This is a genomic window from Streptomyces sp. NPDC104307, assembly GCF_055584045.1.
This window is the reverse complement of sequence record NZ_JBVJMU010000006.1, coordinates 354,257-378,292: the sequence shown is the minus strand read 5'-3', so window position 1 is coordinate 378,292 and position 24,036 is coordinate 354,257. Positions and strand designations below refer to the sequence as shown.

The 24,036-nt window shown below is 71.5% G+C and carries 24 protein-coding genes; 6 read left to right on the top strand and 18 right to left on the bottom strand.

Annotated elements, in window-relative coordinates; genetic code table 11:
- The first annotated feature begins 8 nt into the window (after nt 1-8).
- The gene (locus ACZ601_RS19040; RefSeq protein ID WP_469539262.1) at nt 9-284 is read left to right on the top strand and encodes a hypothetical protein; all 276 of its coding nucleotides are present in this window, start codon (nt 9-11) and stop codon (nt 282-284) included.
- 124 nt (nt 285-408) lie between these two features.
- On the opposite strand, the gene ACZ601_RS19035 is transcribed toward ACZ601_RS19040, so the two are convergent.
- The 3 genes from ACZ601_RS19035 to ACZ601_RS19025 all read right to left on the bottom strand — a co-directional run bounded on the left by ACZ601_RS19035 (nt 409) and on the right by ACZ601_RS19025 (nt 1,785).
- Nucleotides 409-1,308: a D-alanyl-D-alanine carboxypeptidase family protein gene (locus ACZ601_RS19035; protein ID WP_440573938.1), complete on the bottom strand. Its 900-nt coding sequence runs from the start codon at nt 1,306-1,308 to the stop codon at nt 409-411.
- Between the two features lie 122 nt (nt 1,309-1,430).
- The gene (locus ACZ601_RS19030; RefSeq protein ID WP_469539258.1) at nt 1,431-1,577 is read right to left on the bottom strand and encodes a hypothetical protein; all 147 of its coding nucleotides are present in this window, start codon (nt 1,575-1,577) and stop codon (nt 1,431-1,433) included.
- A gap of 28 nt (nt 1,578-1,605) precedes the next feature.
- A complete protein-coding gene (locus tag ACZ601_RS19025) occupies nt 1,606-1,785 on the bottom strand; it encodes a hypothetical protein (protein ID WP_469539256.1) in 180 nt (59 codons plus the stop codon).
- Nucleotides 1,786-1,846: 61 nt separating this feature from the next.
- Between ACZ601_RS19025 and ACZ601_RS19020 the strand changes: the two genes are divergently transcribed.
- Both ACZ601_RS19020 and ACZ601_RS19015 read left to right on the top strand, forming a co-directional pair.
- On the top strand, nt 1,847-2,521 hold the full coding sequence (locus ACZ601_RS19020) for a GntR family transcriptional regulator (RefSeq protein WP_469539253.1): 675 nt from the start codon (nt 1,847-1,849) through the stop codon (nt 2,519-2,521).
- Complete coding sequence (locus ACZ601_RS19015) at nt 2,518-3,828, top strand: MFS transporter (protein ID WP_469539251.1); 1,311 nt, start codon at nt 2,518-2,520, stop codon at nt 3,826-3,828. Before ACZ601_RS19020 ends, ACZ601_RS19015 begins: the two co-directional genes overlap by 4 nt.
- A gap of 177 nt (nt 3,829-4,005) precedes the next feature.
- On the opposite strand, the gene ACZ601_RS19010 is transcribed toward ACZ601_RS19015, so the two are convergent.
- Nucleotides 4,006-4,830: a maleylpyruvate isomerase family mycothiol-dependent enzyme gene (locus ACZ601_RS19010; protein ID WP_469539248.1), complete on the bottom strand. Its 825-nt coding sequence runs from the start codon at nt 4,828-4,830 to the stop codon at nt 4,006-4,008.
- Nucleotides 4,831-5,015: 185 nt separating this feature from the next.
- On the opposite strand from ACZ601_RS19010, the gene ACZ601_RS19005 reads away from it, so the two are divergent.
- Complete coding sequence (locus ACZ601_RS19005) at nt 5,016-5,816, top strand: carbon-nitrogen family hydrolase (protein ID WP_469539245.1); 801 nt, start codon at nt 5,016-5,018, stop codon at nt 5,814-5,816.
- Between the two features lie 93 nt (nt 5,817-5,909).
- Here ACZ601_RS19005 and ACZ601_RS19000 read toward each other — a convergent pair whose 3' ends face one another.
- Nucleotides 5,910-6,401 carry an LURP-one-related/scramblase family protein gene (locus ACZ601_RS19000; protein WP_440573932.1) on the bottom strand — a complete coding sequence of 164 codons (492 nt, stop codon included), beginning with the start codon at nt 6,399-6,401 and terminating at the stop codon, nt 5,910-5,912.
- Between the two features lie 64 nt (nt 6,402-6,465).
- On the opposite strand from ACZ601_RS19000, the gene ACZ601_RS18995 reads away from it, so the two are divergent.
- The gene (locus tag ACZ601_RS18995) at nt 6,466-8,277 is read left to right on the top strand and encodes an NHL domain-containing thioredoxin family protein (RefSeq protein ID WP_469539242.1); all 1,812 of its coding nucleotides are present in this window, start codon (nt 6,466-6,468) and stop codon (nt 8,275-8,277) included.
- Between the two features lie 71 nt (nt 8,278-8,348).
- Here ACZ601_RS18995 and ACZ601_RS18990 read toward each other — a convergent pair whose 3' ends face one another.
- The 7 genes from ACZ601_RS18990 to ACZ601_RS18960 all read right to left on the bottom strand — a co-directional run bounded on the left by ACZ601_RS18990 (nt 8,349) and on the right by ACZ601_RS18960 (nt 17,204).
- Nucleotides 8,349-9,095: a DUF4232 domain-containing protein gene (locus tag ACZ601_RS18990; protein WP_469539239.1), complete on the bottom strand. Its 747-nt coding sequence runs from the start codon at nt 9,093-9,095 to the stop codon at nt 8,349-8,351.
- Between the two features lie 159 nt (nt 9,096-9,254).
- Nucleotides 9,255-12,089, bottom strand: coding sequence for an AfsR/SARP family transcriptional regulator (locus tag ACZ601_RS18985; RefSeq protein ID WP_469539236.1), 2,835 nt, complete (start codon nt 12,087-12,089; stop codon nt 9,255-9,257).
- Nucleotides 12,090-12,212: 123 nt separating this feature from the next.
- Nucleotides 12,213-12,431 (bottom strand): DUF6458 family protein, encoded by a 219-nt coding sequence (locus ACZ601_RS18980; RefSeq protein ID WP_440573928.1) that lies wholly within the window; start codon nt 12,429-12,431, stop codon nt 12,213-12,215.
- Nucleotides 12,432-12,530: 99 nt separating this feature from the next.
- The gene (locus ACZ601_RS18975; protein ID WP_440573927.1) at nt 12,531-13,829 is read right to left on the bottom strand and encodes a M18 family aminopeptidase; all 1,299 of its coding nucleotides are present in this window, start codon (nt 13,827-13,829) and stop codon (nt 12,531-12,533) included.
- A gap of 61 nt (nt 13,830-13,890) precedes the next feature.
- Entirely contained in the window at nt 13,891-14,571 is a 681-nt protein-coding gene (locus ACZ601_RS18970) for a hypothetical protein (protein ID WP_469539233.1), read from the bottom strand.
- 58 nt (nt 14,572-14,629) lie between these two features.
- Entirely contained in the window at nt 14,630-15,253 is a 624-nt protein-coding gene (locus ACZ601_RS18965) for a Uma2 family endonuclease (protein ID WP_440573944.1), read from the bottom strand.
- Between the two features lie 124 nt (nt 15,254-15,377).
- A complete protein-coding gene (locus ACZ601_RS18960) occupies nt 15,378-17,204 on the bottom strand; it encodes an acyl-CoA dehydrogenase (protein ID WP_440573925.1) in 1,827 nt (608 codons plus the stop codon).
- Between the two features lie 164 nt (nt 17,205-17,368).
- Here ACZ601_RS18960 and ACZ601_RS18955 point away from each other — a divergent pair, with 164 nt between their 5' ends.
- Entirely contained in the window at nt 17,369-17,809 is a 441-nt protein-coding gene (locus ACZ601_RS18955) for an SseB family protein (protein WP_018522179.1), read from the top strand.
- 17 nt (nt 17,810-17,826) lie between these two features.
- On the opposite strand, the gene ACZ601_RS18950 is transcribed toward ACZ601_RS18955, so the two are convergent.
- From ACZ601_RS18950 to ACZ601_RS18925, 6 genes are all read right to left on the bottom strand, one after another.
- Nucleotides 17,827-18,735 carry an ABC transporter permease gene (locus ACZ601_RS18950; protein ID WP_469539229.1) on the bottom strand — a complete coding sequence of 303 codons (909 nt, stop codon included), beginning with the start codon at nt 18,733-18,735 and terminating at the stop codon, nt 17,827-17,829.
- Complete coding sequence (locus ACZ601_RS18945) at nt 18,722-19,483, bottom strand: ABC transporter ATP-binding protein (protein WP_469539226.1); 762 nt, start codon at nt 19,481-19,483, stop codon at nt 18,722-18,724. Before ACZ601_RS18945 ends, ACZ601_RS18950 begins: the two co-directional genes overlap by 14 nt.
- A gap of 1 nt (nt 19,484) precedes the next feature.
- Nucleotides 19,485-20,825, bottom strand: a complete 1,341-nt coding sequence (locus ACZ601_RS18940) for a sulfate adenylyltransferase subunit 1 (protein WP_469539224.1) — start codon at nt 20,823-20,825, stop codon at nt 19,485-19,487.
- A gap of 1 nt (nt 20,826) precedes the next feature.
- Nucleotides 20,827-21,747: a sulfate adenylyltransferase subunit CysD gene (gene cysD / locus ACZ601_RS18935; protein WP_469539513.1), complete on the bottom strand. Its 921-nt coding sequence runs from the start codon at nt 21,745-21,747 to the stop codon at nt 20,827-20,829.
- A gap of 78 nt (nt 21,748-21,825) precedes the next feature.
- Nucleotides 21,826-22,647, bottom strand: coding sequence for a glycosyltransferase family 2 protein (locus tag ACZ601_RS18930; protein WP_469539221.1), 822 nt, complete (start codon nt 22,645-22,647; stop codon nt 21,826-21,828).
- A gap of 84 nt (nt 22,648-22,731) precedes the next feature.
- Nucleotides 22,732-24,003, bottom strand: coding sequence for an ATP-grasp domain-containing protein (locus ACZ601_RS18925; protein WP_469539218.1), 1,272 nt, complete (start codon nt 24,001-24,003; stop codon nt 22,732-22,734).
- Nucleotides 24,004-24,036 lie beyond the last annotated feature (33 nt).

Here is a 24,036-nt window from a genome sequence, read left to right as displayed (position 1 = left end):
GAACGATCTTGCCGAACGACGAACACGACCGGTCCGACGTGCACCCCGAGGCACCGTGGTGGTGGGGCATCGGCCCGGTGGGGGCCGTCCTCCTCATCATCATCGGGATCGCCGGAACGCTGTGGGTGTTCGTGTGGTCCGACGCGATGGACGACACGACGGCCGGCTACCAGACGGCCAGAGTCATCGCCATCGGGCTGGTGATTCTCGGCGCAGCCGTCCTGGAACGCTTCCGCAGCCGCCGTCCGCGTGCGGCCGAGGCGGAGGACCGGCAGGACAGCTAGGGCGTGTTTTGGTCAGGCCGGATCACGGCCTGGGTCACGGTGAAAGAGGGGTCCTGCGGGCTTTCCGCAGGACCCCTCTTCTGTGACGTCGGGCTTCTGTGACGTCGGGCAGGACCCGTCCGGGCTACTTCTTGAAGCCGTAGTCCATGAGCTTCTTCGCGTCCGAGGTCCGGGTGGACTCGGACGTGGCCGTCAGGACCGTGCCGATGACCGTCTTGCCCTTGCGGGTCGCGGCGAAGACCAGGCAGTACTTGGCCGAGGGGCCGGAGCCCGTCTTCACACCGATCGCGCCGCTGTACGAACCCAGCAGCTTGTTGGTGTTGGTCCACGACATGTAGCGGTAGCCACCGCTCTTCGTCGTGACCTTCTGCTTGGTCGACTTGGTCTTGACGACGCTGCGGAAGGTGGAGTACTTCATCGCGCTGCTCGCGATCTTCGTGAGGTCCTTCGGGGTCGAGTAGTTGGACCCGTTCCCTATGCCGTCGAAGGAGTCGAAGTGCGTGTTCTTCAGGCCGAGGGTCTTGGCCGTGCTGTTCATCTTGCCGATGAACGACTTCACCCGGGCCGCGCGCGTGGAGCCGGAGCCGAACTTGTCGGCCAGGGCGTACGCGGCGTCGCAGCCGGACGGCAGCATCAGGCCGTACAGCAGCTGACGGACCGTGACCTTGTCACCCACGATGAGGCGGGCCGAGGACGCGCCCTTGGAGACGATGTAGTCGCTGTACGCCTTCTGGATCGTGACCTTGGAGTCCAGGTTGAGGCCCTTCGTGGCCAGCACCACCCGGGCGGTCATGATCTTCGTCGTGGAGCCGGTGGAACGGCGGGTGTCCGCGGCCTTGCTGAACAGGGACTTCCCGGTGCCGTTGTTCATCACGTAGCCGCCCTTGGCGACGAGCGTCGGCGGCTTCGGCGCGGCGGCCTGGGCCTGGGAGGCGAACGCGCCTCCCGCGATGACCGCACCTGCGGTGAGGGCGACCGTGGCGGTGGCCGATACGCGGCTTATGCCCTTAATGCCGATATTCATGTTGAAAGCTCCAAATGCCCCTGGAATGCGGCCACATGAGGGTGCCGCGCGTTGTGAGACGTATGAGTCGGATGAAGGGTTGTAGGAAGAGGGGGGTGAATTCTCCGGTGTGCGCCGCCGCCTCACCGCGAGGGGGCGAGCGCCTTCCGGAAGGCGTGGTGGTGGTCGGCCGCGAAGTCGGTGGGCCCGACGCGGTCGGACGCGAGCCGCTGTACGTAGGGGGCGCGCGTCGTGAACGGCTTCCATGCGGGGCTGTCATGTCTGTTCATCTGTCCCGTGGCGGCGAACCGACTCCAGCTAGGAGGCCACCGTGTCCGACAGGTCGGCCTGGGCGGCGTCGGGCGGCTCGAAGAGATCGTTCTCGAACAGGTGGGCCAGGTCGATCATGTGGCCGGTGCCGGTGCCGGTGCCGGTGCCGGTGCCGGTGCCGGTACCGAGCGCCGTGCGCCGCCCGCGCGGCCCTTTGGCGGCGCGCACGGCGCAGTCCATTATCCGGACGCGCCGTTGTCTGCATCCATGTTGTATCTATGCTGTGCGCATGCCTGCCCCAGCCTCCTCGCCCGTCCGCCCGCCCGTGAAGCGTCCCCCCGCCGCAGAGCGCGTCTACACCCACATCAAGGAAGCGGTCCTGGACCGCCGTTACGAGGGCGGGACGCTCCTCACCGAGGGCGATCTCGCGGACGCCGTCGGGGTCTCCCGGACGCCCGTGCGCGAGGCTTTGCTGCGGCTGGAGGTGGAGGGGCTGATCAAGCTCTACCCGAAGAAGGGCGCCCTGGTGCTCGCCGTCTCCGCGCAGGAGATCGCGGACGTCGTGGAGACCCGGCTGCTGGTCGAGGAGTTCGCCGTGCGCCGGGCCGTGCCCGCCTCCGCGAAGCTGATCGCCCGGCTGGAGGAGCTGCTCGATGAACAGCGGCAGATGTCGGAGGCGGGTGATCTGGCGGCCGTCTCGGTGAAGGACCGCTGCTTCCACGCGGAGATCGTCCGGCACGCCGGCAACGAGATCCTGTCCCGCCTCTACGACCAGCTCCGGGACCGGCAGCTGCGGATGGGCGTCGCCGTCATGGAGGCCCACCCCGGCAGGATCGCCGCGAACATCACCGAGCACGGTGAGCTGCTGAAGGCGATCAGGTCCGGTGACGCGGACGGTGCCGCGCTGGTCGTGCGCCGTCATGTGAGCCGGGTCAAGGTGCTGGTCAGGGGGGAGGACCGGTGAGCTCCGCCGCCTCGCCCACCCTCTCCCTGCCCGGCGATCCCCCCGGCGGCCGGCGTGCCGCCCGGGTCTGGGGCGTCGGGGTGGCCGTCTACTTCGTCGCCATCATCTTCCGCACCAGCCTGGGCGTCGCGGGACTCGACGCCGCCGACCGGTTCCACGTCAACGCCTCCGCCCTCTCCACCTTCTCCATCCTCCAGCTGCTCGTCTACGCGGGCATGCAGATACCCGTGGGCCTGATGGTGGACCGGCTGGGCACCAAGAAGGTCCTCACCATCGGCGCCGTCCTGTTCACCCTCGGGCAGCTCGGCTTCGCGCTCTCCCCGTCGTACGGCGCCGCGCTGGCCTCCCGCGCCCTGCTCGGCTGCGGCGACGCGATGACGTTCATCAGCGTGCTGCGGCTGGGGACGCGATGGTTCCCGGCCCGGCGCGGCCCGATGATCGGTCAGGTCGCCGCCCTCTTCGGGATGGCGGGCAACCTCGTCTCGACGCTGGTGATCGCCCGCTCGCTGCACGGACTCGGCTGGACCACCACCTTCGTCGGCAGCTCGCTGGCCGGGGTCGTGGTGCTCGTCCTGCTGCTGCTCTTCCTGAAGGACCACCCCGAGGGCCACGAACCGCCGCCCGCGGAGCACGCCGGAGCGGCGTACGTGCGCAAGCAGATCGCCGCCGCCTGGCGGGAGCCCGGCACCCGGCTCGGGATGTGGGTGCACTTCACCACGCAGTTCCCGGCCATGGTGTTCCTGCTGCTGTGGGGCATGCCGTTCCTCGTCGAGGCGCAGGGGCTGAGCCGGGGGACGGCGGGGGAGCTGCTCACCCTGGTGGTGCTCTCCAACATGGCCGTCGGCCTCGTCTACGGCCAGATCATCGCCCGGCACCACGCGGCCCGGCTCCCGCTCGCGCTGGGCACGGTCGCGGCGACCGCGCTGCTGTGGGCGTCGGTCATCCTGCACCCCGGCGACCACGCGCCGATGTGGCTGCTGATCACGCTGTGCGTGGTGCTCGGCGCCTGTGGGCCCGCGTCGATGATCGGCTTCGACTTCGCCCGCCCGGCCAATCCGCCGGAGCGCCAGGGCACCGCGTCGGGGATCGTCAACATGGGCGGCTTCATCGCGTCGATGACCACGCTGTTCGCGGTCGGCGTGCTGCTGGACGCGACCGGCGACAACTACCGCATCGCGTTCGCCTCGGTCTTCGTCCTGGAGGCCCTCGGCATCACGCAGATCCTGCGGCTACGGCTCAGGGCCGCGCACCGGGAGCGCGAGCACCACGTGATCAGCCGCGTGGAGGCCGTGCACGTACCCGCGTGACCGGCCTGTGTGATTGGCCTGTGTGACCGGCCCGCGTGACCGGCCCGCGTGACCGGCCTGCGTGACCGCGCTGTGTGACCGCGCTGTGTGACCGGCTGCGTGACCGCGCTGTGTGACCGCGAAAACGGCGGCGGCGCGCCCGTCCCCTCGCGGGGGTGGGCGCGCCGATTGCCGTGACTACGGGGTGACGGCGAAGTTCCGCAGGATGGCGGCGGCCAGCTCCTGATCGCCCTCGGTCTTGATGCCGTCCGCGACCGCGCTCGCCCGCACCCGGCCGCAGGCCAGCCGTACGTACGTCTCCCAGTCCATCGCCAGCGTCACCGCGGGACCCAGCGACGGCGCACCGTCCACCGAGCCGCGGCCCTCCGCGTCGACCCGGACCGTCCGCAGGAACTCCACCGGACCGTGCACATCCAGCACGACGGCCGAGTTGGGCGGTGCGCCCGCGTCCTTGGCGACCACCTTCGGCAGTGCGGCCAGCAGCGTGTCCCGGACGATCGCCGCACCGGGGGAGTCCAGATTGCCGGGCTTCCCCAGCGTCGTCCGCAGATCCTGCTCGTGCACCCAGACGTCGAAGGCGCGCATCCGCAGCGCCAGTTCGAGGGTCTGCTCGGCGCCGAGCGGCGCACGCGTCATGGTCTCCGGGTCACGCGTCTCGTTGCGCAGCTGACGGGACCGCCGGATGATCGTGTACTCCAGCTCGGAGGTCATCTCCGGTGCGGTGTGGTGACGCCGCACATCGACCTGCATCTCCATGTAGCGGGCGAAGTCGCTCTGCACATGGTAGAGATCGCGCGGCAGGGTGTGGATGGGGCGCGGGTCACCGAGCTGCTCACACTCCATGCCGATGATGTGCGACACGATGTCGCGCACCGACCAGTTGGGGCATGGAGTACGGCCGTTCCACTCCCCCTCGGCGAGTGGGCTCACCAGCTCGGCTATCGACTCGATGGAGTGGGTCCAGGCATCGGCGTAGGTCTGGAGGCTGGGATGGACGGTCACGGGACCCCTCGGGCGGTTCTGCGGTGCATGGGCTGGAGAACTGGGCGCGGACGGCGGGCTGCGGGCTGCGGGCTGCGATGAGGTTCGGTCGGTCCAAGTTACGCTGCGAGCAGGCACCCCGGCAGTGCTTTCGTGTGACGATCGTAGGCCCGTGTTGACGGCTCATATGCCAGGACGGTGGTAGTGTGCGCGCCTCTCTCATCCAGATCGCAGTAGACCCGGACGAATCCATCGACGCGCGCAGAGAGCGGGCGGCTTCGCTGGTCGTGGACCGGCGGGGCGCTGGTCTGGTGGTCCTGCCCGAACTCTGGCCGGTCGGAGCCTTCGCCTACCCGGCGTTCGAGAGCGAGGCCGAACCGCTGCTCGGCCCCACGCACGAGGCGATGTCCAAGGCCGCGGCTGACGCCGGGGTCTGGCTGCACGCCGGTTCCTTCGTCGAGCGGGCCGACGACGGCACCCTCTACAACACCACCCTGGTCTTCACGCCAGAGGGCGAACGGGCCGCCGCCTACCGCAAGATCCACCGCTTCGGCTTCGACAAGGGCGAGGCGGTCATGATGGGCGCCGGGGACGAGCTGGTCACGCTCGCCCTGCCGCAGACCACGATCGGCCTCGCCACCTGCTACGACCTGCGCTTCCCGGAGATGTTCCGCGGGCTGGTCGACGCGGGCGCCGAGACCCTGGTCGTCGCGGCGGGCTGGCCCGAGCGCCGCCGCGCCCACTGGACGCTGCTCGCCCAGGCGCGGGCCGTCGAGAACCAGGCGTACGTGCTGGCCGTCGGCTGCGCCGGTACCCACGCCGGGGTCCCGCAGGCCGGGCACAGCATCGTCGTCGACCCCTGGGGCGAGGTGCTCGCGGAGGCGGGCGCGGACGAGGAAGTGCTGAACGTGGAGTTCGACCCGTCCCGGGTGGCCACCACCCGGGAGCAGTTCCCGGCACTCAAGGACCGCCGACTGGGACTCGCGCCGCCGGCCGTTCTCGGATAGCCGGGGACCCTTTTCGGGCCGCTCGCTGTTTCACGTGTGGGCCGGTGCCTGTTTCACGTGAAACAGGCACCGGCCCACACGGGGCTATGCGGCTCAGTCCTCGTGGTCCTTCTCCGCGAGGACGATCACGCACACCGCCACCGCGATCAGCAGGCTCGCATCGGCGTCGTCCCGCACGATGTCGATCCCGTACGTGTCCCGGATGGACAGCCAGCGGCGCGAGATCTGGGCCAGCAGCTCCCCGTCGTAGTCCACCGCGAACTCGCGGTCCAGGATCTTGCCGCTGACATCCAGCTCGGTGCCGTCCGCCAGGGTCACCCGGTAGTGATTGCGCAGCAGCGACAGATGCTTCCGCTTGACCTTGGCGAGCTGCTCGCCGTCCCGCTCGATGAGCATCGTGTCCCGCAGGCTCAGCAGCTTCTGCTTGATCTCGACGACGATCCGGCCCTGCGCGTCCTTCAGCTCGAAGGTGTCACGGACCCGCATGGCCTTGCCGTCGACGAGGAAGACCTTGTGGCCGTCCGCGTCCTCGATCCAGTAGTCGTCACCGATGCTGAAGAGTCGTTCACGTACGAGAAGTCTCATGGCTCACAGGTTCCCCGAGGTACCTGTGGAATGCGTGGACGCCACGGTGATGTTGACTGCTTACATGGCAACACGTGCGCGCGTCAGGGCCCCCGAACTGATCGGCAAGGGCGGCTGGCTCAATACAGGCGACCAGCAGTACACCCTCGCTGACCTGCGAGGGCGCATTGTGATCTTGGATTTTTGGACGTTCTGCTGTGTGAACTGCCTGCATGTCCTCGATGAGCTGCGCGAGCTGGAGGAGAAGCACCGCGACACCGTGGTGATCATCGGCGTCCACTCGCCGAAGTTCGTCCACGAGGCGGAGCACCAGGCAGTGGTCGACGCCGTCGAGCGGTACGAAGTGCACCACCCGGTGCTCGACGATCCCGAGCTGGCGACCTGGAAGCAGTACGCCGTACGCGCCTGGCCGACGCTCGTCGTCGTCGACCCCGAGGGCTATGTCGTCGCCCAGCACGCGGGCGAGGGCCACGCCCACGCCATCGAGAAGCTGGTCGAGGAGCTGGAGGCCGAGCACGCCGCGAAGGGCACCCTGCGGCGCGGCGACGGTCCTTACGTGGCGCCCGAGCCGGTGGCGACGCATCTGCGGTTCCCCGGCAAGGCGCTGCTGCTGGACGACGGCGGCTTCCTGGTCTCCGACACCACCCGCCACCGGCTGGTCGAGCTGGACGCGGACGGCGAGACCGTCCGGCGCCACTTCGGCACCGGCGACCGGGGGTTCATCGACGGCGGGCCCGAAGAGGTCCGGTTCAGCGAGCCGCAGGGGCTGACCGTGCTGCCCGACGGGCGGATCGCCGTCGCGGACACCGTGAACCACGCCATCCGCGCGCTCGACCTCACGACCGGTGCCACGACCACCCTCGCGGGCACCGGCCGCCAGTGGTGGCAGGGGGCGCCCACCAGTGGTGCGGGGCGTGAGGTGGACCTCTCCTCGCCGTGGGACGTCGCCTGGTTCGACGGCAGGCTCTGGATCGCCATGGCGGGCGTCCACCAGCTGTGGACGTACGACGCCGAGGACGGCACCGTGCGGGTCGCGGCCGGGACGACGAACGAGGGGCTGGTCGACGGTCCGGGAGCGGAGGCCTGGTTCGCCCAGCCGTCCGGGCTCGCCGCCACCTCGGACAGGCTCTGGGTCGCGGACTCCGAGACGTCCTCACTGCGCTATGTCGACCTGGAGGGCGCCGTCCACACCGCCGTCGGCACCGGGCTCTTCGACTTCGGCCACCGCGACGGGGCCGCTGAGCAGGCGCTGTTCCAGCACCCGCTGGGCGTCACCGCGCTGCCCGACGGATCGGTCGCCGTCTGCGACACGTACAACCACGCCCTGCGCCGCTACGACCCGGCGAGCGGTGAGGTCAGCACGCTCGCCACGGATCTGCGTGAGCCCAGCGACGCCGTGCTGGTGGACGGCGATCTCGTGGTCGTCGAGTCCGCCCGGCACCGGCTGACCCGGCTGCGGCTGCCCGAGGAGGCGGTACGCGTCGCCGACTCGGCGCACCGCACCCAGCGCGCCGCCACCGAGATCGCCCCGGGCACGCTCCGGCTCGACGTGGTCTTCCAGGCGCCCGCCGGTCAGAAGCTGGACACCCGGTACGGGCCCTCGACCCGGCTACTGGTCTCCTCGACTCCGCCGGAGCTGCTGGCCGGGGGCGAGGGCGCGGGCACCGACCTGTTCCGCGATCTGGTCCTGGCGGACGGGGTCACCGAGGGCGTCCTGCACGTCTCGGCGATGGCCGCGTCCTGCGACGACGACCCCGCGAACGAGTACCCGGCCTGCCACGTCCACCAGCAGGACTGGGGCGTCCCCGTCCGCGTGGTCGCGGAGGGGACGCCCCGGCTGCCGCTCGTGCTCGCGGGGATGGACGAGCAGGGCTGACAGCCGTACCGGGGGACGGGGACGGGCTCAGGGGCTGGCCCTATCGGGGGACGGGCTCAGGGGCGGGCGGCTCAGAAGTCGTCGGCGCCGTTGCGCAGCTCGTACGTCCAGTAGCCGGTCCGGTACGCCGCCGGGTCGACGGCGATGCCCTCGGCGCCGGGTGCCCGCACGGTGGCCTGGCCGCTGCCGCCCTGGAGCCACACGGCGAACGCCGTCACGGGCTCCACGTCCTCGTCGGCGCCGCCGTCAGACAGCTTCACCAGCGCGTACGCCGGTGCGCCCGCGGCGAGCACGATGGGGGTGGCCGGCTTGCTCTTGGCGACCGACGGGATGTTCTGCTTGTGGCTCTCCAGGAACTGGATCTCCGGGAAGCCCTTCATCTCGCACCTGTGGCCCGAGGTGTTCTTGGCCGTCAGGACGATGTGCGTGTAAGGCGGGCCGTCCTGGGTGGCGGCGCTGATCCTGACGTCCTCGGTGGTGCAGAGCGGGGCACTCGCGGACCCGGTGGCGGACTTCGCCGCGCCGCCGGTGCTGCTGCCGGTGGTGCTGCCTCCGGTGGTGCTGCCTCCGGTGGTGCTCTTCGCGGCCACGGAGGTCTTGGCGGCGGTGCCGTCCCCCGCGTCGGACTTGGCGGCGGAGCCGGAGCCGGTGGCGGGCTTCGTGGCGGAGGCCGGTGCGGAGTTGTTCGCCGGGCCCTCCGACCTGGTGCCGGTGCCGGTGCCGCTGTCGCCGCCGCAGGCGGTGAGCGCCAGGGCGAGTACGGCGGTGGTCGTGGCGGCCAGGGCCGCGGCGCGGCCGCGGGTCCGGAAGGCAGACATGGATGGTTCCCCCGAGTACGACGGTGAGACGAGAGGCCGGTGCGGTGGTGAGTCGCCCCGGCGTGCTGACAGTCATGAGTCTTCCGGGCACCGCTCACGTCCCGCTGACGTGCGGCTAACGTCCCGCTGACGTGGTCCGCACCCCGGCTGCCGCCGGGATCAGCCGTCTTCGGCGAGCCGCCGCACCGCCTGCTCGTACCGCCGTACGTACTCCGTCCCCGACGCCACCCGAAGCAGCGCCTCCAGCGCCCGCACCGCACCCTCGTCGTACCCGGCGCACTCCGCCTCCGCCGCTGCCAGGTCCAGCAGCCGGACGCCCTCGCCCTCCGTGCCCAGGGCCAGGTGCGCCTCGCCGCTGACGGTCAGCAGGAGCACGCGACGGGCCGCCTCCTCGTGCTCGGGGCCCAGGTCGAACGCGGTCCGGGCGCAGTCCAGCGCTTCCTGCGGCCGCCCGGCCACGAGCCGCAGCCGGGCCAGGTGCTGGAGGGCGAGCATCTCGGTGTGCGCGTCGCGCTCCTGCCTGGCCAGCGCGACGGCCTGCTCGCAGCCCTCCAGAGCCTCGTCCAGGCCGCCCTGCTCAGCCTGGACGACCGCCAGGTTGATCAGTGCCGTCGCCTCGCCCAGCCGGTCCCCGGCCCGCCGCGCCAGACCGGGCGAGGGCTCCAGCAACGCGGCGGCCTCCGTGGTCCTGCCCTCCTCAGACAGCACCCAGCCCAGCAGGTTGCGCACCCGCGACTCGGCGTACGGGTCGTCCCGAGCGACCGCCGCGTCCAGCGCCAGCCCCAGGGCCGGGGCCCAGCCGTCCCTGACCCGCCACACCACGTGCGGCCACTGGAGCAGGATGATCCGCCAGGCGCGGTCGTCGAGACCGGCACCGCGCGCGGCGGCGGCCGCCAGGGACAGGTCCTCGCGCTCGGTGGCCAGCCAGCTCATCGCCTCGGCCCGGTCGGTGAAGTCCCGTACGGCGGCGGGCTTGCGGAAGTCCTCCGGCAGCACGAAGCAGGGCTCACCGCCCGGTTCCGCCGTGTCGGCGGCGGCGAGCGCGGTCGCGATGCAGTGGTCGAGCACGCCGAGCAGGGCGTCGGGGCCGGACTCGGGGTCGATCTCCCGCGCGTAGAGGCGCACCAGATCGTGCAGCTCCCAGCGTCCGGGGCTCGTCTCGCTGACCAGGTGGGCGGCGGCGAGCCGCTCCAGCGCCGCCGCCGCGACGACCGGATCGCTGCCGGCCAGCGCGGCGGCGGTGTACCGGTCGAAGTGGCTGCCGGGGTGGTGGCCGAGCCGGGCGAAGTGGTGGACGGCGTCCGGCGGCAGCTGCTGCACGGTCAGCCGCAGCGCCGCGGAGACTCCGGTGTCCTCCACGTCGAGATAGGTCAGCCTGCTGCGCTCGTCGGCCAGTTCGTCGGCCGTCCCGGCGAGCGTCCGGTGCGGGCGGCCCGCCAGCCGGGCGGCCGTGACCCGCAGGGCGAGCGGCAGTCCGCCGCAGAGCTCGGCCAGCCGACCGGCCGCCACCGGTTCCGCGAGCACCCGCTCCTCGCCCAGCACCCCGGCCAGCAGCGCGGTGCCGTCCGGCGGTTCGAGCACGTCCAGCGGCACCGGGCGGGCGGCGTCGGAGGCGACGAGACCGTCCAGCCGGTGCCTGCTGGTGACCAGCGTGACGCAGTCGGTGCCGCCCGGCAGCAACGGCCTGACCTGGGCCGAGTCGCGGGCGTTGTCCAGCACGACGAGCAGGCTGCGCCGGTCGGTCAGGGAGCGGAAGAGCGCGGCGGCGCCCTGGACGGACTCCGGGACCCGGCGGGGCGCGACACCGAGCGCCAGCAGGAACTCCCGCAGCACCTCCAGCGGTGTCGGCTGCCCCGTGTCACCGAACCCGCGCAGATCGGCGAAGAGCCGCCCGTCCGGGAACGCGGCGGGGGCCCGGCGCGCCCAGTGCAGGGCCAGCGCGGTCTTGCCCACCCCGGCCGGTCCGGTGACCAGGCAGATGGGCGCCTCGCCGGCCGCCGCCCGGGAGAGCGCGGCCAGCTCGGCGGCCCGGCCCTGGAAGCCACGTGGGGCGCGCGGCAGCAGATCGGCGGGGTGGGGCTCGCCGCCCCGGAGGCCGCCCGGAGCGCCTGCGGCCGGCGAACCCGGGGCAGACACCCCGACAGCGGACACCCCGCCAGCGGGCACTCCCGTCGTGGGACCGCCCGTCGTGGGACCGCCCTTCGCGGCCGTGCCCGTGCCCGTCGCACCACCGGGCCCGTCCGGCTCCGGCTGCGGGTCGCCGCGCAGGATCCGGGCGTAGGCGTCCGCCAGTTCGCGGCCGGGGTCGATGCCCAGCTCGTCCGCGAGCAGCCGCCGGGTGCGGTGGAACCAGTCCAGCGCCTCCGACTGGCGCCCGGAGCCGTGCAGCGCCGACATCAGGGCCGCGGCGAGGGACTCCCGCATCGGATGGGCCACGGCCTCGTCGCGGAGCACCGCCGCCGCCCGGTGGTGCTCGCCCAGCTCGGCGTAGGCGTGGGCCAGTTGCTCGACCGTCGTGAGCCGGGACTCCTCCAGCGCCTGCGCGGCGGCCTGGAGCGGTGCGCTGGGATACGTACCGGTCAGCGCGGGCCCCTCCCACAGGGACAGGGCCTCCTTCAGCATCAGCACGCTGTCGGCCGGACTGCGCTGCTCCCGGGCCAGCATCAGGAGTTCCTCGAACCGCTGGGAGTCCAGCAGGGTCTCCGGCACCCGCAGCACGTACGCGTCCCCGAGCGTGGTCAGCTCGACCCCGTAGGCCTCCGCGTCCGCGCCCGTCAGCAGGGCGCGCAGCCGCGACACATGCCCCTGGATGACCGTACGGGCGTGCAGCGGCGGGGTGTCGTCCCAGAGGGAACCCGTCAACCGGGCCACGGACACGGGGGTGTTGGCGCGCAGCAGCAGCGCGGCGAGCAGGCTGCGGCGTTTGGCGGGGCCGAGTGGCAGCGGACCCGTCAGCGTGTCGACGCAGACGGTGCCGAGCAGCCGGAACTCCACGAGCGGCTCCCCTTCCGGGTGTGACGCGCCCGGTGCCGGGTCACGGACAGGGCCCCAGAATATCCGGCGCCGCCCGGGGACGGGGAGGGGGTGCGCCCGGTCCACGGGGCGCACCCGCCCGGGTCACAGGTGGCGGTCGTCCTCGGAAACCACTGTGGTGGTGGGGGGTACGACCATGCGGCGGCGCCGCATGACACTCGCGTAGACGAACACGCCGATGATGCCGACGATCATCATGATCCAGCCGACCAGGTCGACGTTGACGCTGTCCATCTCCCAGTCGGTCGCGAAGGCGAGAATCGCCCCCGCACCGATGAGAATGATGCATCCTCCGAGTCCCATGAGTTCCGCCTCCTCGATGCCCCGGAAGCTCCGGGCCGTGTATCGAGCGGATACCCGGCCCGGCAACGACCATGTCCGAGAAGACGGTTGGTGTTCTGCTCAGCCCGCCAGGAACGACGCCAGGGCGGTCGCCAGCAGGTGCGGGTCGTCGGCGCCGCACAGCTCGCGGGCGCTGTGCATCGACAGGATGGCGACGCCGATGTCGACGGTCTGGATGCCGTGCCGGGCGGCGGTGATCGGCCCGATCGTGGTGCCGCACGGCATCGAGTTGTTGGAGACGAACGTCTGCCACGGCACGCCCGCCTTCTCGCACGAGGCCGCGAACACGGACCGGCCGCTGCCGTCGGTGGCGTACCGCATGTTGACGTTGGTCTTGAGGATCGGTCCGCCGTTGACGACCGGGTGGTGCGTCGGGTCGTGCCGCTCGGCGTAGTTGGGGTGGATCGCGTGGCCGGTGTCGGAGGAGAGGCAGACGGTCCCGGCGAAGGCGCGGGCCCGGTCCTCGTACGTACCGCCGCGGGCGAACACCGAGCGCTCCAGGACCGTGCCGAGCAGCGGTCCGTCCGCTCCGGTGTCGGACTGCGAGCCGTTCTCCTCGTGGTCGAAGGCGGCCAGCACCGGGATGTACGGGATCTCCGCGTCGGGCTGTCCGGCGACGGCGGCGAGCGCGGCGACCGCCGCGTGCACCGAGAGCAGGTTGTCCATCCGGGGCCCGGCCACCAGCTCGCGGTCACGGCCCAGGTAGGACGGCGCCTCGACGGGGTGCGGCATCAGGTCCCAGCCGGTGATGTCCTCGGCGTCGACCCCCGCCTCCTCCGCGACGAACCGGATGAGGTCGCCCTCCTCCACATCGCCCAGGCCCCAGATCGGCTGCATGTGCTTCTGGCGGTCGAGCTTGAGCCCGTCGGGGTTGGCCGACCGGTCCAGGTGCACGGCCAGCTGCGGGACGCGCAGCAGCGGCCGGTCGATGTTGACCAGCCTGTGCGTCCCGTCCCGGAACGAGATGCGCCCGGCGAGGCCGAGGTCCCGGTCCAGCCAGGTGTTGAGGAGCGTGCCGCCGTAGACCTCCACGGCGACCTGCCGCCAGCCGTGGGCGCCCGTGTCGGGCAGCGGCTTCACGCGCAGGTTCGGTGAGTCGGTGTGTGCGCCCGCGATCCGGAACGGGGTGTGGGCCTCGGCGCCCTCCGGCACGTACCAGGCCACGATCGCGCCGCCGCGCAGGACGTACTTCCCGCCGCTGGACCCGTCCCAGGCCGCCGTCTCCTCGACCTTCCGGAATCCGGCCTTCTCCAGCCTCGACGCGGCGGTCGCCACGGCGTGGTACGGGGAGGGGCTGTCCATCAGGAAGGCCATCAGATCGTCGGTGTGCCCGCGGTCGAAGCGGAGGGGAGAACTCATGTTCTTCACTCTAACCAGGCAAGAGCGGGAGGTTTCACCGTCCGTCCCCGGTGACGCGCCGCTATCGTCCGGTCACCGCGGCGGACGGTTTCTCGCCGTCCTGCGCCTGCTGGGCCCGGTCCGCGACCATGGCGGCCAGCGCCTTGACCTCCGCGTCGGGGACGGCCGACTTGCCCTGGGTCCCGGTGCTGATGCCCAGCACGAGGGTGCCGACCCGGAGTTGGGTGATGGTGGCGGGGCCGCCCATGGTGCCCATGCCGGCCCGGTTGGCCTCGCGCTCCGCCCCCGGCTCACCGATCTCGACCGGTTTGGCGCCCACCCCGACCCTGTCCCCGCCGTAGTACGCGTTCAGCGCGTCATAGGCGGCGTCGGCCGTCTTCTCGTCCTTGTAGGCGAGGGCCCAGAAGTTCAGCGAGGTCACGTCGGGCTTGCGCACGAACGAGGAGGCGCCCCAGAACGTGATCTCCCCGCAGGTGGCCTGCCGCTTCTTCTTGTCGGGCACCTGGCAGACCGGCGGCGGGTACTCGGCCACCGGTTCCTGAGCCTCCGGTTTCATCACGGTCCGCCAGCCCGGCAGGGCCTTCGCGTCCGGTATGACCGACAGCAGCTCCGCCCTGCCGACCGCCTTCGCGGCACCGCCCTTGCCGTCGCCGCCGTCCCCGCTGCCGCAGCCCGCGAGGAGCAGCGCCACCGCCCCGACCGCCGCGCCCCGTACGTACCACCGCTCGCCCGGACGACTCATGTGCCGGCCTCCCCCTCGGAATCGGCTCCGATCATAGGGAAGGCACGGGCGGCGGCCGCTACAGCGTGTCGATCGCTGTCAGATCGATATCGATGTCGTACGGAACGGAGAGCTTGAGCCGGTCGCGGTGGACGCCGGTGGAGGTGTAGGTCTTGTGCGTGGCGTCGTACTCGTACGTCCACACTGCGGGCCGGTCGTGCTCGCCGCTCATCTCGACCCGCCAGAAGTGCGGGATGCCCGCTGCCGCGTACTTGTGCGGTTTGGTGTCACGGTCGCGGTCCTCGGAGTCGGGCGAGACGACTTCGACGGCGAGCAGGACGTCGGCCGCCTCGTACCGGGTCTGGCGACGGCCCGTGATGGCTTCGGCCTTGACCAGAACGATGTCTGGCTCGGGGACGGTCCTTTTACTCAGGACGACCGCCATCTCTCGGCGGACACGCAAATCTTCTGGAACGTGTACTCGCAGACCATTGACCAGCAGGTCCATCACCAGCGTGTGAAAATCGCGCTGCGGACTCACGAAAACCAGGCTCCCGTCGATCAGCTCTGTGTGCGGCGGGAGGTCAAGCGTGAAGAATTCGTCCACGGTGTAGCCGTCCTCCGGCGGGACCGGCCACGTGGAATCGTCGCGGCGCAGCTGCGACGCTTCGGGCAGTGCCTCGGCAGTCATGGTTCCTCCCATGGACGGGATTCTCGGACCTTCACTCAGCGTACCCACCCCATACGACAGCACCGCCACCCGAAAGCGTGTCCGGGTGGCGGTGCGTGTTGACGATCATGGGCGGTGAAGCCCTGAGCGGTGACGCCTAGAACGCGGCCTCGTCCAGCTCCATCAGGGAGTTGTCGACGGACTCGGCGAGCGCGCGCTCGGCGCCGACGCCGGGCAGGACGTTCGCGGCGAAGAACTTCGCGGCGGCGATCTTGCCCTGGTAGAAGGCGACGTCCTTCGCGGAGGCCGTCGGCAGCTTCTCGGCGGCCACGGCCGCGCCCTTGAGCAGCAGGTAGCCGACGACGACATCGCCGGAGGCCAGCAGCAGGCGGGTGGTGTTCAGGCCCACCTTGTAGATGTTCTTCACGTCCTCGCCGGTCGCGGTGAGGTCGGTGATCATCGTGCCGACGATCGCCTCCAGGTCCACGGCGGCCTTGGCGAGCGAGTCCAGCGCGCCGGACAGCTCCTCGTTGCCCTGGGCGCCCGCGAGGAACTTCTTGATCTCCTCGGAGAGCGCGTTGAGCGAGGCGCCCTGGTCGCGGACGATCTTCCGGAAGAAGAAGTCCTGGCCCTGGATGGCCGTCGTGCCCTCGTACAGCGTGTCGATCTTGGCGTCACGGATGTACTGCTCGATCGGGTACTCCTGGAGGTACCCGGAGCCGCCGAAGGTCTGGAGCGACTGGGCCAGCTGCTCGTACGACTTCTCCGAGCCGTAGCCCTTCACGATCGGGAGGAGCAGGTCGTTGAGGCCGTGCAGCGCCTTCGCGTCCTCGCCCGCGGACTCCTTCTCCTGGATCGCGTCCTGGACGGAGGCGGTGTAGAGGACCAGGGAGCGCATGCCCTCGGCGTACGCCTTCTGCGTCATGAGCGAGCGGCGCACGTCGGGGTGGTGCGTAATGGTGACCTTGGGGGCCGTCTTGTCCATGAACTGCGACAGGTCGGTGCCCTGGACGCGCTCCTTGGCGTACTCCAGCGCGTTGAGGTAACCGGTCGAGAGCGCCGCGATGGCCTTCGTGCCGACCATCATGCGGGCGAACTCGATGATGCGGAACATCTGGCGGATGCCGTCGTGCTTGTCACCGATCAGCCAGCCCTTGGCGGGGTGCTGGTCGCCGAACGTCATCTCGCAGGTGTTGGACGCCTTGAGGCCCATCTTGTGCTCGACGTTCGTCGCGTACACGCCGTTGCGCTCGGCCAGCTCGCCGGTGGTCCAGTCGAAGTGGAACTTCGGGACCATGAAGAGCGAGAGGCCCTTGGTGCCCGGTCCCGCGCCCTCGGGGCGGGCCAGCACGTAGTGGATGATGTTCTCGGACATGTCGTGCTCGCCCGAGGTGATGAAGCGCTTCACACCCTCGATGTGCCAGGAGCCGTCCTCCTGCTCGACGGCCTTCGTGCGGCCCGCGCCGACGTCGGAGCCGGCGTCCGGCTCGGTCAGCACCATCGTCGAGCCCCACTGCTTCTCGACGGCGATCTCGGCGATCTTCTTCTGCGCGTCGTTGCCCTCGTCGAAGAGGATGCCGGCGAAGGCCGGGCCGGAGGAGTACATCCACACGGCCGGGTTGGCGCCGAGCAGCAGCTCCGCGTAACCCCAGATCAGGGAGCGGGGGGAGGTCGTGCCGCCGATCTCCTCCGGGAGGCCCAGGCGCCAGTACTCGGAGTCCATGAAGGCCTGGTACGACTTCTTGAAGGTGTCCGGGACCGGTGCGGTGCTGGTCTCCGGGTCGAAGACCGGCGGGTTGCGGTCGGCGTCGGCGTAGGAGTCGGCGAGCTCGTTCTCCGCGAGGCGGGTGACCTCGTCGAGGATGCTCTTCGCGGTCTCGACGTCCATCTCCGCGAACGGTCCGGCGCCGTACACCTTGTCGCGCCCGAGGACCTCGAAGAGGTTGAACTCGATGTCGCGGAGATTCGACTTGTAGTGCCCCATGGGAAGGCTCCGTAATCAATAGCAGTGGCGCGCAGCGCCCCGTGGAGGGGTGGCCCGGACTCGCGGACGGGGTCGTTGTCAGCTGACCCCATACGATGATGCTACCCGTCAGTAATAAGACGCAACCCCTCAAGGCAGAGATGTGTCCGATTACTCTTTGCACCATGTACGGCTACGACCAGAATCAGGGCGCACAGCAGCCGATGGGTGGCGGCTACGGCGAGCAGCCGCTGTATCCCGAACCCTCGCCGCCCTCGCTGGGCGACGCGGTACGGGCCTTCACGACCGGCTCGCTGGCCGCAGAGGACTTCCAGCAGATCTTCGCGACGTCGAAGGTCTACTGCCCGCGCGGTGACAACCCGGGCTTCCTCGCGCTGCACAACACCCAGCAGCCCGTCATCCCGATGTTCACCACGCTCAAGGAGCTGCGGCTCTACGCGGGCAAGGAGTCCAAGTACTTCGTGATCACCGGCGCCGAGGTGATCGACCTGCTGCCCACCGGCTACGGCTTCGTCCTCGACATGGAGGGCGAGCACCGCATGGTCTTCGACGCCAAGGCCGTGGAGCAGATGGTCGACTTCGCGATGCGCCGGATGTACGGCTGAGGGGTACGGGACAGCCCTCAGCGCCTCTCGTTCGCGGCGGGCAGGCCGCGGGCGCGCAGCACCCGGCGCTGCACCGGTCCGAAGACGCCCGTCTCGACCACCACCCCGACGGCCAGGATCACCAGGGCGGCCGCCAGCACCGGCCCGAGGCGGCCGCTGCGCCGACCGGCGTCGAGCACCTGGCCGAGGCCGGGCAGCGGGGTGGATGCCATGAGCTCCGCCGTCATCAGGGCCCGCCAGCCGAACGCCCAGCCCTGCCGGAGCGCGGCCACCACACCGGGCAGGGCGGCCGGAAGCAGGACGTGGCGCACCCCGGCCGCTCCCGTCGCCCCCATGGTCCGGCCCGCCCGCACCAGGAGCGGCGGCACCTGGTCCAGCGCGGTGAGGACCCCGGTCGCCACCGAGGGGACGGCGCCGAGGAGCACCACCAGGTAGACCGCGGCCTGCGAGGTGCCGAGGCAGATCACGGCGATGGGCACCAGGACCGCCGCCGGAAGTGACTGGAAGGCACTCAGCGTCGGGGCGAGGGGCACCCGCACGAACCGGAACCGGTGCAGCAGCAGACCGAGGGGTACCCCCACCGCCGCGGACGCCGCGAACCCCGCGAGGCAGCGGCCCAGGCTGTGCAGCAGTCCGGGGCCGAGCGTCCCCGCGGACCAGGCGGCGGACAGTTCGCGCAGGACCGCCGCCGGTGCGGGCAGCACCGGCGACAGGCCGAGCAGGTGGACCAGCTGCCAGACACCCACCACCAGCAGGACCGCGGAGCAGCCCGGCCCGACGCGGGCCGCGAGGCGCCTCAGCCGCGCTCCGGCGAGGCCTCGGCGCAAGCCCCCGCCGGACGGCTCCCGGGTGCGGCGCGCGGCGGTCCGCCCGGCTCCGGTGGGCAGCGCGTTCGCCGGACGGGCCGGGCTCTCAACAGCGTGCACGGCGGTCAGCCTCCTCACCGAGCCGGGCCGTGATCTCGTCGACGAGACGGGCCGCGTCCGGGGCGTCGGCGCCTCGCGCGGAGCGGGGGCCGACGGACCACTCGGCCGCCACCCGGCCTGGGTCCGACGCCATCAGCACCACGCGGTCCCCCAGCGCCACGGCCTCCCTGACGTCGTGGGTCACGAAGAGCACCGTCGCCCCCTGTTCCGCACAGACGCGGACGAGCTCGCCGTGCAGCGTCCCCCGGGTCACGGTGTCGAGCGCCGCGAACGGCTCGTCCATCAGCAGGACGTCCGCGCCCTGCGCCAGGGCGCGGGCCAGGGCGACCCGCTGGCGCATGCCGCCGGACAGCTCGTGCACCCGCTGCCCGTAGCTCTCGGGGAGCCCCACCAGAGTGAGCAGGCGCCGGGCCCGGTCGCGGCGGCGGGCGAGGGAGACGCCCGCGAGACGGAGCGCCAGTTCGATGTTCCGGCCCGCCGTGAGCCACGGGAACAGGGCGTGGTCCTGGAACATCACGGCGGGACGTCCGCCCGCGACGGAGATCCTCCCCGCGCTCGCCGTCTCCAGCCCGGCGACCAGGTGGAGCAGGGTCGACTTGCCCGAACCGGAGGCACCGACGAGGCACACGAACTCGCCCTTCGCGAGCCGCAGACCGACGTCCTCCAGCACGACGCGGCGGGCCGCACCCGTGCCGTACTCCTTCGTGACGCCGCAGACCTCGACGGCCGTGGTGCTGTGCCCGGTCATCTCAGAAGTCCCAGCCCGCGTCGTCGGGTTCGGGGGCGTCGGTGGCCCCGGCGGCGAAGGAGCCGCCCGCCATGCCGGCCGACAGCGTGGTTCCGTCGGCCGGGTCGATCAGCAGGAACGAGCCGGTCGGCCGGGAGCGGGCGTACGGGTCGAGCGCGAGCGGTTCGGCAGTGCGCACCACGACCCGGCCGATGTCGTTGGCGACGAGCTGTCCGGGGGTCGGGTGCTGGGAGAGGTCGTCCAGGGTGAGGCGGGAGGGGATGTCCTTGACGATCGCCTTGACGGTGCGGGTGGTGTGTTTGACCAGTACCCGCTGGCCGACGGTGAGGGGCCGGTCCGCGACGTGGCAGACGGTCGCCTCGACGTCCTGCGTGGTGCGTGGCGCGTCGCCGCTCTCCACGATGAGGTCGCCGCGCGAGATGTCGATGTCGTCCGCCAGCAGCAGGGTGACCGACTGCGGCGCCCGCGCCGTGTGCACGGACCGGCCCAGCAGGTCGATCCCAGAGACGGTCGAGGTGTGGCCGGAGGGCAGTACGGTCACCGGGTCGCCCACCCGGAAGGCCCCTGCCTCGATCCGGCCGGCGTAGCCCCGGTAGTCGGGATGCGCTGCGGTCTGCGGCCGGATCACGTACTGGACGGGGAAGCGGGCGTGGCAGGTGGTGAGGTCGTGGCTGACCGGGACCGTCTCCAGGTGCTCCAGTACGGTCGGGCCGCCGTACCAGTCCATGTGGGAGGACGGTTCCACGACGTTGTCGCCGGCCAGTGCGGAGATCGGGATCGCGGTGATTTCCGGGACGCCGAGCGAGGCCGCGTAGGCGGTGAACTCCTCGGCGATGGCGGCGAACACCGGCTCCGCGTAGCCGGCCAGGTCCATCTTGTTGACCGCGAGGACCACCTGCGGGACCCGCAGCAGCGCGGTCAGCGCCGCGTGCCGGCGGGTCTGCTCGACCACGCCGTGGCGGGCGTCGACCAGGATCACCGTCAGCTCGGCGGTGGAGGCGCCCGTGACCATGTTGCGGGTGTACTGCACATGGCCCGGGGTGTCGGCCAGGATGAACCGACGCCGGGGTGTGGCGAAGTAGCGGTAGGCGACGTCGATGGTGATGCCCTGTTCGCGCTCGGCCCGCAGTCCGTCGGTCAGCAGCGCCAGGTCCGGTGCTTCCTGGCCGCGCTTGCGGGACGCGTCCTCGACGGCCTCCAGCTGGTCGGTGAGGACCGACTTGGAGTCGTGGAGGAGCCGTCCGACGAGGGTGGACTTGCCGTCGTCCACGGACCCGGCGGTGGCGAACCGCAGCAGGGTGGTGGTCGACAGCCGCTCGGCCGACTGGGTGGGTGTGGTCATGTTAGAAGTACCCCTCGCGCTTGCGGTCTTCCATCGCGGCCTCTGACATCTTGTCGTCGGCGCGGGTCGCGCCTCGCTCGGTGAGCCGGGAGGCGGCGATCTCGGTGATGACGGCGTCCAGGGTGGTGGCGTCGGAGTCGACGGCGCCGGTGCAGGACATGTCCCCGACCGTGCGGTAGCGGACCTGGCGGGTCTCGACCGTCTCGTGCTCCTTGGGGCCGCCCCAGTCGCCGGCGGTCAGCCACATGCCGGAGCGGCTGAAGACCTCGCGCTCATGGGCGAAGTAGATCTGCGGGAGCTCGATGCCCTCGCGCTCGATGTACTGCCACACGTCCAGCTCGGTCCAGTTGGAGATCGGGAACACCCGGACGTGCTCACCCGCGGCGTGCCGGCCGTTGTACAGCTGCCACAGCTCGGGGCGCTGGCGGCGCGGGTCCCACTGGGAGAACTCGTCGCGCAGCGAGAACACCCGCTCTTTCGCGCGAGCCTTCTCCTCGTCACGCCGCCCGCCGCCGAACACCGCGTCGAAGCGGTGCTGCTGGATCGCCTCGGTCAGCGGCACGGTCTGGAGCGGGTTGCGGGTCCCGTCGGGGCGCTCGCGGAGCACCCCCCGGTCCAGGTACTCCTGCACCGAGACGACCCGCAGCCGCAGCCCGTGCTCCGCCACCACCCGGTCGCGGAAGTCGAGCACCTCGGGGAAGTTGTGCCCGGTGTCCACGTGGAGCAGCGTGAACGGCACCGGCGCGGGCGCGAACGCCTTGAGCGCCAGGTGCAGCATCAGGATCGAGTCCTTGCCGCCGGAGAACAGGATCACCGGCCGCTCGAACTCCCCCGCCACCTCACGGAAGATGTGCACCGCCTCCGACTCCAGGACGTCCAGATGGGAGAGCGTGCTCGGGCCGTCCGTCTCGGCGTGCGGCAGCCGGGCACTCGGCGGGCCGGTGAGCCGGAGCGTGGCTCCCGCGTCCGCCTGGCGCACTGCCCCCGTACTCGCCATCGCTCAGGCCGCCGGAAGGGCGGTGGCCAGCGAATTCGCCGCCTGGAGACCCAGGTTGAGGCCCGCGGCCGCCGGGTCGTCCGACCAGGGCTGGGTCCGGGCGCTGGCCGCGAACCGGCGCAGCGCGGACGCGGGCGCGCTGCGCGGGGCCAGCCGGCCGGCGCGCCAGGCCTCGCGCAGCGCGATTCCGGCGCCTTTGCTGTTGCGGTGGGCCACGCGGAGCCCCGGCACGAAGTGCACCCGGCCACCGGACTCGGAGAGCCGCTCCACCAGACCGTTGTCGCTCGCGGTGACCTGGTCGGGGAAGCCCTCGGCAGCGCGGAACGCCTCAGTCCACACCGCCGAGTTGCCGCCCGCGAAGAACGTGACCTCGCTGCCGGGGACGTGCTGTGCGTAGCGGACCTCGTAGCGGTACTGGCGGGCGCGTGCCACCACACTGCTGTCGAACGGCAGCACCCGGCCGGTGATCGCCGCCCGCCCGGGGGTGAGCGCCTTGTCGAGGACGTCGAACCAGTCGGGCAGGGGCCGGGCGTCGTCGTCGAGGAACGCCAGGACATCGCCGGTCGCCTCCTGGCCCGCGAGGTTGCGGCCGGCCGCCGCACCGCGGCGCCGTCCGTGGCGCAGCAGGCGGACGGGGAAGCGGTGGGCCGACTCGTCGACGCGCAGCGGGGTGTCCGAGGCGTCGTCGACCAGGATCACCTCGTGGACGATGCCCGTGTCGCACGCCGCGATCGAGGTCAGCAGTGCGTCGATGTCGGTGGGGCGGTTCCGGGTGGCGACCACCACGGAGACCTGCTTGCCGTCGTCTGGGGATGTCGTACTCATCGCGGTTCTACTCCTTGCGGACATTCGCCGCGGCCACCTGAGTGGGCCGGGCGGGGGTCGTGGGGTGCGGCGGGACGCGGCCGGTCACCGGGGTGCGGCGGCGAACGGGTCGAGGACCTCGTCCACCTCGTCGAGGAGCGTGCCGAGCGTGGCGGAGTGCCCGTCGTCGGCGGCCGGCTCCGTGGTGATCACGATGCGGGCCGCGGCCTCGGCGGCGAGTCGCACGGCGGCCTCCGCGTCGGCCGCGCGGACCACGACATGGCCGCAACGGTCCTCCGACCAGCGCAGTTCGTGCACCGTGTCCCCGGGCTCGACCTGGACGTCGACCTGGACGACGCCGTCCATCGCACCGGCCTCCGCCGTGCCCGTGACCGAGGTGACGGTTCCCGGGGCGGCGACGAGGAAGCGGATGGCGGCCGCACCCGCCGGCTCCTGCCGCCTCGGCAGCGGGTCGCCGTCCAGGGCGAGCCGGTAGGCGGCCTCCTCCAGGTCGACGCCGTGGACCAGGCGGACCAGTTCGTTGATGCGGTCACCGCCGCGACGGCTGTGCGACTCGATGACGCGGGGGCCGGCGGCGGTGAGGATCAGTTCGGTGTGGGCCGGCCCGTCCACGAGGCCCACGGCGTCCAGCAGGGCTTCGACCGTCGCGATGACGGCCTGCCGGTCGGCTCCGTCCAGCGGCGCGGGCACCACATGGCCGAGCTCGACCACACCCTGCCCGGTCTCCTTGCCGGTGACCGCGACGACGGTGTGTGCCCCGGCCCGGGAGAACGTCTCGACGCTGAGTTCCTCGCCGGTCAGCCACTCCTCGGCCATGAAGTCGTCGAGGCCGAAGCCCTCGCGCCACGCCCACGCCTCTTCGACCTCGTCGACGGACGCGATCCGGCGGACACCCAGGCTGCCGGAGCCCATGGTCGGCTTGAGCACGGCGGACCCCGCCGCCTTCACGAAGTCGCGCAGCTCGGCGGCGGTCGGCCGGGTCACCGTCCGCACCGGTCCGATGCCCTGTTCGTTCAACAGGGCGCGCAGGGCCGGCTTGTCGTGCAGCAGCCGGGTGGTCCGCTCGCCGTTGCCGGGCAGTCCGAGCGCGTCGGTGAGATGGCCCGCCACCACCTGGGCCGCCTCGGTCTGGGTGAAGACCCGGGCGAACGGACGCTGTTCGTGCAGGGCGCGCACCAGGGCGGTGACGGTGGGAACGTCCTGGTAGTCGACGAGCAGCAGCTGGGAGCAGTGCTCCACCACATCCGGGTCGAACGCGGATGGCTTCTGGATGTGCACCACGTCGAGACCGAGCGCTGCGGCCTTGCGGACGATGCCGGCCTTTCCGCCGATGACGAGAACGCGGGTTGCGGGCAAGGGAATCACCTTCGTTAGGGGTTCGACTTCGTC